The sequence below is a fragment of the Plesiomonas sp. ISS29 genome, assembly GCF_056522795.1.
Genome location: NZ_JAWRZQ010000001.1, coordinates 2,768,863 through 2,781,639, shown reverse-complemented (window position 1 = coordinate 2,781,639; position 12,777 = coordinate 2,768,863). Strand labels below are relative to the sequence as shown.

Annotated in this window: 14 protein-coding genes; 11 read left to right on the top strand and 3 right to left on the bottom strand. The window is 50.0% G+C overall.

Annotation, left to right across the window (positions count from 1 at the left end):
* Positions 1-69 precede the first annotated feature (69 nt).
* The 11 genes from napF (at position 70) to AC1HDJ_RS12470 (ending at position 9,649) form a co-directional block, all read left to right on the top strand.
* Entirely contained in the window at positions 70-633 is a 564-nt protein-coding gene (gene napF / locus AC1HDJ_RS12520; RefSeq protein ID WP_479536070.1) for a ferredoxin-type protein NapF, read from the top strand.
* Positions 634-730: 97 nt separating this feature from the next.
* Positions 731-991 carry a chaperone NapD gene (gene napD, locus AC1HDJ_RS12515; RefSeq protein WP_438630218.1) on the top strand — a complete coding sequence of 87 codons (261 nt, stop codon included), beginning with the start codon at positions 731-733 and terminating at the stop codon, positions 989-991.
* Positions 988-3,477: a nitrate reductase catalytic subunit NapA gene (gene napA / locus AC1HDJ_RS12510; protein WP_479536069.1), complete on the top strand. Its 2,490-nt coding sequence runs from the start codon at positions 988-990 to the stop codon at positions 3,475-3,477. Before napD ends, napA begins: the two co-directional genes overlap by 4 nt.
* Before the next feature lie 83 nt (positions 3,478-3,560).
* A complete protein-coding gene (gene napG, locus AC1HDJ_RS12505) occupies positions 3,561-4,460 on the top strand; it encodes a ferredoxin-type protein NapG (protein ID WP_479536068.1) in 900 nt (299 codons plus the stop codon).
* Positions 4,461-5,333 carry a quinol dehydrogenase ferredoxin subunit NapH gene (gene napH, locus AC1HDJ_RS12500; RefSeq protein WP_479536067.1) on the top strand — a complete coding sequence of 291 codons (873 nt, stop codon included), beginning with the start codon at positions 4,461-4,463 and terminating at the stop codon, positions 5,331-5,333.
* A complete protein-coding gene (locus AC1HDJ_RS12495; protein WP_479536066.1) occupies positions 5,330-5,782 on the top strand; it encodes a nitrate reductase cytochrome c-type subunit in 453 nt (150 codons plus the stop codon). The genes napH and AC1HDJ_RS12495 overlap by 4 nt, the downstream gene beginning before the upstream one ends.
* 12 nt (positions 5,783-5,794) lie before the next feature.
* Positions 5,795-6,394, top strand: a complete 600-nt coding sequence (napC, locus tag AC1HDJ_RS12490; protein WP_438635418.1) for a cytochrome c-type protein NapC — start codon at positions 5,795-5,797, stop codon at positions 6,392-6,394.
* A gap of 305 nt (positions 6,395-6,699) precedes the next feature.
* Positions 6,700-7,128 (top strand): GNAT family acetyltransferase, encoded by a 429-nt coding sequence (locus AC1HDJ_RS12485; RefSeq protein WP_438622842.1) that lies wholly within the window; start codon positions 6,700-6,702, stop codon positions 7,126-7,128.
* 12 nt (positions 7,129-7,140) lie between these two features.
* Positions 7,141-7,623: a DUF2919 domain-containing protein gene (locus AC1HDJ_RS12480; protein ID WP_479536065.1), complete on the top strand. Its 483-nt coding sequence runs from the start codon at positions 7,141-7,143 to the stop codon at positions 7,621-7,623.
* A gap of 242 nt (positions 7,624-7,865) precedes the next feature.
* Positions 7,866-8,540, top strand: a complete 675-nt coding sequence (locus tag AC1HDJ_RS12475) for a DUF1131 family protein (protein WP_479536064.1) — start codon at positions 7,866-7,868, stop codon at positions 8,538-8,540.
* 200 nt (positions 8,541-8,740) lie between these two features.
* Entirely contained in the window at positions 8,741-9,649 is a 909-nt protein-coding gene (locus tag AC1HDJ_RS12470) for a Dyp-type peroxidase (protein WP_479536063.1), read from the top strand.
* A 177-nt stretch (positions 9,650-9,826) separates the two neighbouring features.
* Here the strand turns inward: AC1HDJ_RS12470 and crr are convergent, their stop codons facing one another.
* The 3 genes from crr to ptsH form a co-directional block, all read right to left on the bottom strand.
* Entirely contained in the window at positions 9,827-10,336 is a 510-nt protein-coding gene (gene crr / locus AC1HDJ_RS12465; RefSeq protein ID WP_438622846.1) for a PTS glucose transporter subunit IIA, read from the bottom strand.
* Between the two features lie 71 nt (positions 10,337-10,407).
* The gene (gene ptsI / locus AC1HDJ_RS12460) at positions 10,408-12,135 is read right to left on the bottom strand and encodes a phosphoenolpyruvate-protein phosphotransferase PtsI (protein ID WP_479536062.1); all 1,728 of its coding nucleotides are present in this window, start codon (positions 12,133-12,135) and stop codon (positions 10,408-10,410) included.
* Positions 12,136-12,192: 57 nt separating this feature from the next.
* Complete coding sequence (ptsH, locus tag AC1HDJ_RS12455; protein WP_438622848.1) at positions 12,193-12,450, bottom strand: phosphocarrier protein Hpr; 258 nt, start codon at positions 12,448-12,450, stop codon at positions 12,193-12,195.
* Between the last annotated feature and the right edge of the window lie 327 nt (positions 12,451-12,777).

Sequence of the window (12,777 nt, the reverse complement as noted above, 5' to 3'; positions counted from 1 at the left end):
GATAAAATTCTACCTTACGCTGCCAGTTTCTCCCTGTTTGTTGCAACATTCGGGTAATAAAAGAAGAGAATGCCAACAGAGCTCACTCGTCGCCAACTTTTCCGCGGCCGTTTTCGCCGTGAAACGATACAACGTGATACGCCTCTTCGCCCGCCATGGGCCAAAAATGAGGCGGCGTTTACGGCTGCCTGTACGCGTTGCGGTGATTGCGTACGCGCGTGCGAGACAGGCGTGCTGGTGGTGGGGGATGGCGGTTTTCCGAAAGTTGATTTTAGCCGTGCTGAGTGCAGCTTTTGTCAGGCGTGTGTGCAAGTTTGTCAGGCGAATGCCTTTGTGCCGACAACCGCACTTGCTTGGCAGCTTACCCCGCAAATTAGCAGCAGCTGTTTGGCCCACAACAGCGTGACATGCCGCAGTTGTCAGGATGGCTGCGAACCGCGTGCCATTCGTTTTACACCGGTACTCGGTGGAGTCAGCCCGCCAATTATTGATGCCGCGCTCTGTTCGGGGTGTGGCGTTTGCGTGTCGGTGTGTCCGGTGCAGGCGATTACGCTAATCTCTGCGGCTACGTCTGACGTAACCGACTCTCACCGCAGCACCTTGCCACATCATAAGGACGATAATGCCAAATAACCCCCCGCTGAACGGCCAAACGGCAGTTTCAGTTAATCCCGTAAAAGAGATAACCGTTATGCCAAGCGCCGATACAGCGGTGACTACGCCCGATGATATGCCCGATGAGTGGCACGTGTGCGGATTAGTGGTGCATGCCCGCCCGGAAAAGATAGACGCCGTGCGTAGCGCACTGAGCGAGATACCGGATACTGAGATCCCCGGTATCAATGAAGAGGGAAAAATGGTGGTTGTCATGCAGGCTGCGGCCTCTGACGTGCTGTTAGCCAATATAGAGTCAGCGCGCAATATTCAGGGCGTGCTGGCGGTATCGCTGGTGTATCACCAGCAAGATGATCAAGGTGAGGAAATGCCATGAAACTCAGTCGTCGAGACTTTATGAAGGCAAATGCCGCTGCGGCAGCGGCTGTCGCGGCTGGTGTGACACTGCCTGCTATCGCAAATGCGGCCGAGTCGGCTGGGAATAATCAGATTACGTGGGATAAAGCACCGTGCCGGTTTTGCGGTACAGGGTGTGGCGTACTGGTGGGTACACAAAATGGCCGCGTGGTAGCATCACAAGGTGATCCTGATGCTCCTGTAAACCGTGGTCTGAACTGTATCAAAGGGTATTTCCTGCCAAAAATCATGTACGGAAAAGACCGCCTGACACAGCCATTGCTGCGTATGAAAGACGGCCAATATGATAAAGAGGGCGAATTTACCCCGATTTCGTGGGTAGACGCGTTCGATATTATGGAAGCCAAGGCAAAGCTGACGCTTAAAGAGAAAGGCCCTACCGCAATCGGTATGTTTGGTTCAGGCCAATGGACCGTCTGGGAAGGCTATGCGGCGGCCAAACTGTTCAAAGCCGGTTTTCGCTCGAACAACATTGACCCCAATGCGCGCCACTGCATGGCATCTGCGGTGGTCGGTTTCATGCGTACGTTCGGTATGGATGAACCTATGGGCTGTTACGATGATATCGAACAGGCCGATGCGTTCGTGCTGTGGGGCTCAAACATGGCTGAAATGCACCCGATCTTGTGGTCACGCATTACCGATCGCCGTTTATCCAAGCCCGATGTAAAAGTGGCGGTGATGTCAACGTTCGAGCATCGCAGCTTTGAACTGGCCGACTACCCGATTATTTTTACCCCGCAGTCAGACTTGGTGATCCTGAACTATATCGCCAATTACATTATTGAAAATAATGCCGTTGATCAGGATTTTATCACCAAGCATACCGTCTTTAAGGAAGGGGCAACCGACATCGGTTATGGCTTGCGCCCGACACACCCTCTGCAAGCTGCGGCGAAAAATCCAGACAGTGGTGCAGCTACCCCAATTGATTTTGCAGCCTACAAAAAGTTTGTTGCTGAATACACGCTGGAAAAAACCGTAGCAATGACCGGTGTTCCGGCTGATTCACTGGTCGCGCTGGCAAAACTGTATGCCGATCCGAATATCAAGGTCATTTCATACTGGACGATGGGCTTTAACCAGCACACCCGTGGCGTATGGGCAAATAACCTGTGCTACAACATTCACTTGCTGACCGGAAAAATCTCAAAACCGGGTTGCGGGCCGTTCTCACTGACTGGCCAGCCTTCAGCCTGCGGTACAGCACGTGAAGTGGGCACATTTGCACACCGTTTGCCGGCAGATATGGTTGTCACCAATGAAAAGCACCGCCAGATCGCTGAAAAAGCGTGGAAACTGCCCGCCGGAACGATCCCTGATAAAGTTGGCCTACATGCCATTGCGCAAGATCGTGCATTAAAAGATGGCACGCTGAATTTCTACTGGACCATGTGTACCAACAACATGCAAGCCGGGCCGAATATCAACGAAGAGCGTTTACCGGGCTGGCGCGATCCGCGTAACTTTGTGGTGGTCTCTGACCCATATCCGACCGTGAGTGCGATGGCTGCTGACCTGATTTTACCTACCTCAATGTGGGTGGAAAAAGAGGGGGCATACGGTAACGCCGAGCGTCGTACTCAGTTCTGGTATCAGCAAGTGAAAGCACCGGCTGAGTCAAAATCAGACTTATGGCAACTGATGGAGTTCTCCAAGCGCTTCAAAGTGGAAGAGGTGTGGCCGGCAGAATTAGTGGCACAAAAGCCAGAATATCGCGGCAAAACCTTGTTTGACATTCTGTACGCCAACGGTCAGGTCAACCGCTTTACGTTGGATGAGATCCCAGAAACTCGTCTGAATGATGAATCACGTGATTTTGGTTTCTACGTACAAAAAGGCTTGTTTGAAGAGTACGCCGGATTTGGCCGTGGACATGGTCACGATTTAGCACCGTTTGATATGTACCATCAGGCACGCGGTTTGCGCTGGCCGGTCGTCGGCGGAAAAGAGACGCTGTGGCGTTACCGTGAAGGGTTTGACCCGTATGTCAAAGTGGGCGAAGAGGTTAGCTTCTACGGCAATGCCGATCGTAAAGCAGTCATTTTTGCGCTGCCGTTCGAACCTGCTGCCGAAGTGCCGGATCAAGAGTTTGACCTGTGGCTGTCTACGGGCCGTGTACTTGAGCACTGGCATACCGGTTCGATGACCCGCCGAGTGCCAGAGCTGCACCGCGCTTTCCCAGAAGCGGTGGTCTTTATTCATCCGCTCGATGCCAAAGATCGCGGCTTGCGCCGTGGTGACAAAGTCAAAGTTGTTTCACGCCGAGGAGAGGTGATCTCCTTGATTGAAACGCGTGGCCGTAACAAGCCACCGCGTGGCTTGGTATACATGCCGTTCTTTGATGCCGCTCAGTTGGTGAACAAGCTCACACTCGATGCAACAGACCCACTCTCGAAGGAAACAGACTTCAAGAAGTGTGCAGTGAAGCTGATGAAAGCGTGATGCAACGGTCAACCGGTAGCCCGAAATCATCGCGCTACTGGTTGCCCCTCAGCGTACCGTGACAACACAACGGAATTTAACGCATGGCAGATTCACCAAACAGCCCGGCAGAGCAGCGGCCAACAAAAAAGCCCGTCCGCAGCAACAGTATCAGCAACAACGATACTGCACGTGTCAGGGATAAAACCCCGGCGCGACGGCGTTTTCTGCGCGATCTCGGGCGAACCGCTTGCGCGGTAGGGGGCGCGGCTCTGCTACTGGGATTACAGCAGAAACAGGGGCAAGCCAAGGCCAAAGAGGGCGTATTACTGCGCCCGCCTGGCGCACTGGCAGAACCTGAGTTTAGTGCGGCGTGCATCCGCTGCGGTCAGTGCGTACAAGCCTGCCCGTACGACACACTCAAACTGGCCACGTTGCTTGCACCGGTAGCATCAGGCACGCCCTATTTTGTTGCCCGCGCCGTGCCGTGTGAAATGTGCGATGACATTCCGTGTGTTCCGGCCTGCCCAAGCGGTGCGCTCGATCCGGCATTAACCAACATTGATGATGCTCGCATGGGGCTGGCAGTGCTGCTCGATCAAGAGAGCTGCCTGAACTGGCAAGGGCTGCGCTGCGATGTTTGCTATCGCGTTTGCCCGCAAATTGATAAAGCCATTACGTTGGATGTACAGCACAACAGCCGCACCGGTAAACACGCAAAATTTATCCCCACCGTACACAGTGATGCCTGTACCGGATGTGGAAAATGTGAGCAAGCGTGCGTGTTGGAAGAGGCCGCAATCAAAGTGCTGCCAATGTCATTGGCAAAAGGATTGCTGGGGCAACACTATCGCTTAGGGTGGGAAGAGAAAGAAAAAGCCGGACACTCACTGGTGCCAGAAGGCGTTCAACTGCCTGTGCGTCAGCCCGCTCCGGCAGCCGCAATCTCTTCTCCCGCAGAGCCGCTGACATCCGGCAGCATACAGCTAAAAGAGGGCTTATAGATGGCGGTTAACTCACCCAAGCTAGCAGGGCGCGATGCAGTATTACGCCATGGCTGGGCGTATGCCCACCGATTTTTGCTGGCTCGCCGTGCAGTACAACTGCTGGTTTTGGCGATGTTTCTTGCCGGGCCGTGGTGGGGCGTGTGGATCTTAAAAGGCAACTACAGCAGCAGCTTGTTGCTCGACACCGTGCCATTGACCGATCCACTGATCCTGCTGCAAAGCCTGGCCGCTAGGCACTGGCCACAAACACTCGCACTGGTTGGCGGGCTGATTATTGCCGTCAGCTATGCCCTGATTGCCAGCCGGGCATTTTGTGCGTGGGTGTGCCCGCTGAATATGGTCACCGATATGGCGGCATGGCTGCGGCGCAAACTGGGGCTTCGCACCAGTGCAACATTGCCGCGCATGACCCGCTATGTGCTGCTAGTCATGATCTTAATTGGTAGCGCATTTAGCGGAACGTTGTTGTGGGAGTGGGTGAATCCGGTCGCCACCTTGGGGCGCGCCCTGATTTTTGGTGCTGGCGCGGGCCTGTGGTTGGTGATTGCCGTATTCGTGTTTGACCTGCTGGTGGTTGAACACGGTTGGTGTGGCCACCTCTGCCCAATGGGGGCGCTGTATGGCGTGATAGGCGCAAAAGGCCTATTACGAGTCAATGCTGTAGCACGGGAAAACTGCACCCGCTGTATGGATTGCTACCATGTCTGCCCCGAACCGCATGTATTACGAACACCTTTACACGGCAATGCCGAACACTCTACGCAGGTGCTCAGTCAAGACTGCATCACCTGCGGACGCTGTATCGACGTATGTGCCGAACATGTATTCAAGATAACGACTCGATTTACTGATTCGGGAGTGAAAAAATGAAAAAGCTACTTTCCCTGTGTTTTATGCTGACCGCGCTGGCGCTGGGGGCTCATGCAGCCACCGAAAATAGCGTTAAAAACAACTATAATGTCGATTTCGCCAAATCTTCCGAAGCGGCGCAGCCGGTCGAAAAAATTGCCACACAACCTAAAGAGCAACAGCGTCTGCCGCTCGATTATGTGAATCAGCCGCCGCTGATCCCGCACGATACCAAAGGATATCAGGTCACCATGAACAGTAACCGCTGTTTACAGTGCCACGGTGTTGAAAACTACCGAGTATCCGGTGCGCCGCGCATCAGCCCGACCCACTTTATGGATCGTGATGGCAAAGTCCTCAACCAAGTTGCTCCGCGCCGCTACTTCTGTTTGCAGTGTCATGTACCGCAAACTGATGCAACACCGATTATCGACAACACCTTCAAACCGACCACCGGTTTTGGCCAGTAATCTGAGGTATCCATGAACACTGAAAAAAAGCCCGGCTTGCTAAAACGCGCATGGACATGGTGGCGTAAACCTAGCCGTTTGGCATTGGGTACTCTGCTGATTATTGGTTTTATTGGTGGTATCGCCTTTGTTGTCACCTTTAACACCACCATGCATGCCACCAGTACCGAACAGTTCTGTATTAGCTGCCATGAAATGAAAGACAACGTGTATCAGGAATACATCGAAACCGCGCACTTTAACAACCGTAGCGGCGTGAAAGCAACGTGCCCAGATTGCCATTTGCCACAAGATTTCACCCACAAAATGATCCGTAAAGTACAGGCTAGCCGTGAGCTGTACGCCAAAGTCTTCGGTATCGTGGATACGCCGCTAAAATTTGAAGAGCACCGGAAAGTGATGGCCGAACGCGAGTGGGCACGCCTCAAAGCCACCAACTCACAAGAGTGCCGTAACTGTCACAACTTCGATAATATGGATTTTACCGCCCAGAAAACCGTGGCTGCAAAAATGCATGAAAAAGCCATTACTGACGGCCAAACCTGTATTGATTGCCACAAAGGTATCGCCCATAAATTGCCGGATATGAGTGATGTCAAACCCGGTTTCTAAGTAAACCGCCAGCTCAATTCCGTTTGTGATCAAAAAAAACCGCCTTGCTGTCAAAGCAGAGCGGTTTTTTCACTATTTTCACCTTCAGATCAGGCCACAGGTAATGCATATGTTAAGTTAAGGCATTACACTAACGCGCCTGCTACGCAGAGTAGGCCACACTGGTCATGTCATACCAGTGGTTAGGCGTGGACATGCGTCTTATAGCGCTACAGACTGTGTGGCTAATATTGCCGTACAGCGCCTTGCATACAGATGCTGCGTATTAATAATTAAAACAGTTTGAGATAGCTTCGGGTACAGTAATGGAAATTCGTGTTTTCAAACAAAATGATTTTGAAGAAGTGCTGACATTGTGGGATCGCTGCGATGTGCTGCGCCCGTGGAATGATCCTGAGATCGATATCGAGCGTAAAGTGCATACCGGAGCCGATCTATTTTTGGTCGCCGAAGTGGCAGGTGAAGTGATCGGCACAATTATGGGCGGTTACGATGGTCATCGTGGCTGGGTTACCTATCTGGCTGTTCACCCTGATTATCGTGGTCGCGGTATTGCCAACGCACTGGTTAATCGGGTTGAAAAAAAGCTGATTGCCCGCGGTTGCCCGAAAATTCATCTGCTGGTGCGCGAAGAGAATCAATCCGTTATCAACATGTATGAAAAACTTGGCTATGAAATCCAAGACACTATCTGTCTGGGAAAGCGGCTGATAGAAGACAGCATTGATGAGTAATCGGTTACCGTTATGACCTCCTCTTCGCCGAGCCAGCCGCACTATCACCCTGATGAATATGATAACCACGGTCAACTCCGCTTACCGTGGTTGTTCTGGGCCATTGTCGTGCTACAGGCCAAAACATGGGCGCTGTTCATTATTGCGGGTGCATCACGTGAAACCGGCAATACCTTGTTAACGCTCTTCTATCCCAGTATTGATGATTTTTGGTTTGGCATGTCGCTTGGCTTGCCGGCCGTATTTTTGTTTTTAGTGGCTGGTCGTCGGCATCACTGGCCAAAAGTCTGGCAGATGAGCCGTTTTCTCCTACCCTGTATGTTATTGGGGGATCTGCTGATGCTGCTCAAGCAAGCCATCACCAAACCGGCCGATTTTGCTCTGCCCAATGCCACACTGCTGATGATTACTGTGTGGGCACTGCTCTATGTTGTGCGCAGTAAGCGTTTGGCCGCCGCATTTAAACCTCACGCTTTGATGACAGAATCCCAATAATTGGGTTATCTCAATACTGTGCTATCTCAATGTGACCTCAGTGCCATCTCAGCATCAGTATTGTTTTCATAACCGAATTGCTTCAATAACAGTCTCGATTAATCCGCTATTCTTATCTCATCGCGTGACAATCTGAGTTACCATACGTCTGATTTTTGTCATCCCAATCATGAGATATTCAGCGATAACATCTGATGAATCAGGCTATTAGCCGGATGAACACGCATTAAAGAGGAAACCGTATGAAGCATCACGCATGGATTATGGCATTACCCCTGCTGCTGGCAGGATGTAGCACGTTGTATGGTGATGCCGATACTCAGTTGGCAGAGACTCCTCAGACCGATACTGAGGCCACGATTCAGGCCACTTCCGGCAACACATCAAGCTGGTGGTCGCCGCTGAGTTGGTTTAGTAGCAGCTCAAGCGTTGCCAATGGCGAGCAAGTCTTAGGCATTACACACGATACCCCGATTTCTGCTGATACTATTCAAGATATGCTGGGGGATCAGTACCAAGTGCGTATCGGCATGCAGATGCACAATGGTGAGATACAGCCCTATGCGGAAGCATTGCGCGATAATCAGCGCGCACTGGTATTCAGCGGAAAAAGCAAAGATAAGATTGATGCTATCGCTATTTATAGCCCCAAAATTGAGACAGAATGGGGCTCGCATGTTGGAAACCTATTTTTAGATATCTACCCGAAAGCGCTGGGTGCTCGTTGCACTGTCGGGCAGGCTGACACGCAATCTGCCGTTATTTGTCAGGCCCCGCAAGATCAGCGTATCCGCTATGCCTTTAGCGGCCAGTGGAACGGCCCGCAAGGGTTATTGCCGCCCGATGATATTTTGCGTAACTGGAAAGTGCAGCAGATCATGTGGCAGGCAGAAGCCGAATCGGCTGATGCAGGTTGACTTTGCACGCTGCACACAAACAGGTTAATAGCAGATCACGAGTAGATAAAAAGCAGATCAATAACAGATGAATACCGGCCGAATAGCGGTTTCCGGTTCGCCCAAGGCATATTTTACCGGGCAGATATTTGCCTGAAAATGATCGCCTTTAAAAGATAACAAATGATCGTCTTTAAAAGATAACAACAGAGGATAACCTTATGACGCTAGCTCAAAGTGGAGTCGTGCCGGAAGGCAGTCGCTTTGCCATGTTCCTTGTCTTACATGTTGAGCAGGGGGTTTCCCGTGTCCGTGAAATTGCCAAACAATTTCCAGCAATGATAGATCACTATGCTGCCAGTGATGCGGATGCCGCACTGTCAGGCACATGGGCTTTTGGTGATGCGCTCTGGCGTACACTGGTGGGCGATGAAGAAGCGCCTGAGCTAAAATCGTTTGTCGAGCTGGGCGAAGAGCGGCATATCGCCCCTGAAACACAAGAAGATGTGTTTATCCATATCCACTCTCAGCGTCATGATCTGAATTATGCACTGGCTCAGGATGTGCTTAATGCTCTTGGCGATTGCGTTACCGTAACCGACGAACAGCACGGCTTTCGTTACCTTGATGCCCGTGATATGACCGGTTTTATTGACGGCACAGAAAACCCGCATGGCGATGAACCACGTGAGCAGGTTGGTGTAATTGCCGAAGGCCCTGATCAGGGAGGCAGCTATATTCTGGTGCAGCGTTACGCGCACAACCTGCCGAAGTGGCACGGTCTGAACGAACAAGATCAAGAGAAAACCATTGGCCGCACGAAAGTCGAAAGCGAAGAGCTAGAGCCAGAGCAGCGCTTTGAAAACTCGCACGTCAGCCGAGTTGATTTGAAAGAAGAGGGGAAAGGGCTGAAGATCCTGCGTCACAGCCTGCCTTATGGCAAAGTCAGTGATGAACACGGCCTGTACTTTTGTGCCTACTGTCACTCGCTGTATAACATCGAGAAACAGCTGCTAAGCATGTTTGGTGGGTTAGAGGATGGTCAGTACGATCGTCTGCTCAAATACACCCGTGCGGTCACTGGAGGCTACTATTTTGCGCCTTCCCGTACCCGTCTTGAGCAGCTTTAAGTCGGTATCTCTTTATCTTTGTGTTGTACAGCAGATAATGGCAGATAACGATAGAGCGTGAACGGCAACATTGAATAGCAAGATTGCACAACAAGATTGAGCAACAAAAAAGCCGACATGTGAATGTCGGCTTTTTTTATCAGAAGATAAGGTATGACAACATACCCTATTTCATTCTTATTTTTTGATGCGTAGTACCGGTGTTTCACCCACAGTGATGCTACCAGAGAGCTTAACCATCTCTTTGATCTCATCCATGTTAGAGATAACAACAGGAGTCAGGGTTGATTTTGCTTTTGCTTCCAGCACTGCCAGATCAAACTCAATAACCGGATCACCCATCTTCACACGCTGGCCTTCTTCAGCAATACGCTTGAAGCCTTCGCCTTTAAGTTCAACGGTATCAATACCGAAGTGAACAAACAGCTCGATACCAGAATCAGACTCGATAGAGAATGCATGGTTGGTTTCGAAAATTTTACCGATAGTACCGTCAACCGGCGCTACCATCAGGTTACCTGATGGCTTGATTGCAATACCGTCACCGACGATTTTTTCAGCAAAAACTACATCAGGCACATCTTCGATATTTACGATTTCACCGGACAGTGGAGCAAAAATCTCAATGCTACCCGTATCGCTAGAATCATCAGAAACCAGTTTTTTCAGCTTATCGAACAGACCCATAGTATCATCCTCATTATCGGAAATTATTCGACTTCTTGCGCTAAGTTAGTGTACTTACCACGTTAGCACAATCAGCAAAGTGTTTTTTCTTCCAAAAACTTATTGACCAGCGCCATGATATCCGCAGCGGTTGGCTGTGCCAACGCTTGCTCAGCTAAGGTCTTTGCATCTTCAAAGTTGACGTTACGGATCACTTTTTTGATGCGTGGAATAGAAATTGCACTCATGCTGAACTCATCTAGCCCCATACCCAATAGCAGTACGGCTGCACGCTCATCACCGGCTAACTCACCACACATACCTGTCCACTTGCCCTCTTTGTGGGAAGCGTCAATCACTTGCTTGATCAGCGTTAGAACAGCAGGTGTCATTGGGTTATACAGGTGTGAAATCAGCTCGTTACCACGATCGACGGCCAGAGTATACTGAGTCAGGTCGTTTGTTCCAATACTGAAGAAATCGACTTCTTTTGCTAAGTGATGCGCAATTGCTGCCGCTGCAGGGGTTTCAACCATCACACCGACTTCAATATTTTCATCAAAAGCGTGGCCTTCGGCCTTCAGAGCTAGCTTCAGCTCATCAAGTTCGGCACGTAAAGTGCGAACTTCTTCAACCGAGATGATCATCGGGAACATAATGCGCAGTTTACCAAACGCAGAAGCACGCAAAATAGCACGCAACTGAGCACGCAAAATCTCTTTACGATCTAAACAGATACGAATTGCACGCCAGCCTAAGAATGGGTTCATCTCTTTTGGCAGGTTTAGATATGGCAGGTCTTTATCACCGCCGATATCCATGGTACGTACGATAACGGCTTGATCGCCCATTGCCTGTGCTACAGCTTTGTAGGCAGCAAACTGCTCATCTTCAGTAGGCAGCGCATCACGGTCCATAAACAGGAACTCGGTACGATACAGGCCTACGCCCTCGCCACCGTTACGCTCTACACCGTCAACATCACGCACCGTACCGATGTTGCCACATACTTCAATTTGGTGGCCATCTAGCGTCATCGCCGGAAGATCTTTTAACTTCGCCAGCTCTGCTTTTTCGTGAGCAAAGCGGGCTTGAATTTCTTTGAGTTGCTCAATTTTTGCGGCAGTTGGGTTGATGTGTACAGCATTGCTGATTGCATCAAGTACCACATAATCACCCGATTTAACTTGTTGGGTCACATTGTTGGTGCCGACAATCGCAGGCAGCTCAAGTGAGCGCGCCATGATAGAGGTGTGCGAGGTGCGGCCACCAATATCAGTCACAAAGCCAAGAACCTTGTCTAGATTCAGTTGTGCAGTTTCTGATGGTGTCAGATCGTTTGCGACCAGAATCACCTCTTCACTGATAGCGCTTAAATCGACAATGTTCATGCCGAGCACATTTTTCAGCAGACGTTTACCTATATCACGCACATCAGCAGCACGCTCTTTTAGATACTCATCATCGAGCTCTTCTAGAGATTGTGCTTGCCCTTCTAAAATGGCGTGAATCGCGGCTTCTGCCGATGCACTGTTTTCACGGATATAGGCTATGATTTCCTGCTCTAGCTCTTCATCTTCCAGCAGCATGATGTGACCTTCGAAGATTGCTTCCTTTTCTTCGCCCAGTGTCACAGCTGCTTTTTGTTTGATCGTTTCCAGTTGGACCGCTGCTTTGTTACGACCATCAAAAAAACGTGCAATTTCATTCTCTAGCTGATCCGCAGCCAGTGTTGCACGGTTAATCACGATCTCGTCTTCTTTCAGCAATAATGCCTTACCAAAAGCGATACCGGGTGATGCCAAGATGCCTGAAATCATAGCCCTACCTATACGTTTATTTCTGCAATTACGGATTCGTTACGTGTTGTAACTTGATTACTCAAGCTCAGCCATCAGCTTTACAAGGTGCTCAACCGCTTTTTGCTCGTCTTCGCCTTCAGCAGAAATAGTCACAACAGTACCTTGGGTCAGACCCAGTGTTTGCAGCTTAAACAGGCTCTTTGCACTTGCGCTTTTACCATTAGAGTTAACAGTGATATCAGCAGCAAAAGCTTTTGCTTCTTTTACAAACTGTGCAGCAGGGCGAGTGTGCAGGCCGTTTGGTGCGGTAATAGTAACTTGTTTCTCAAACATAGTATTTCATCCCAATGAGTTGTGGAGGTTATACGCAGTATACAACTAACTAGCGTCAACCTGTTTTGTTATTAATATTGCGGTTCGAATTATGCCGTAAATTTATCAAAGTAAACGTTTAACGTCATTAGTGAACGTCTTTGACCGAAGAAGCATTGTATAAGATTAACAATGCATAGCAAAAACGTCGCATACTCTGATTAATTTTACGCTACGAAAAAATTGATTGGTTTAATACAAGAGAGGGGGAAATAAATCAATCACTGTGAGTATAGAACCTAGTGCTAGCGCACAAAAAGGCATCTGATTTGATGCCTTTTTATACAA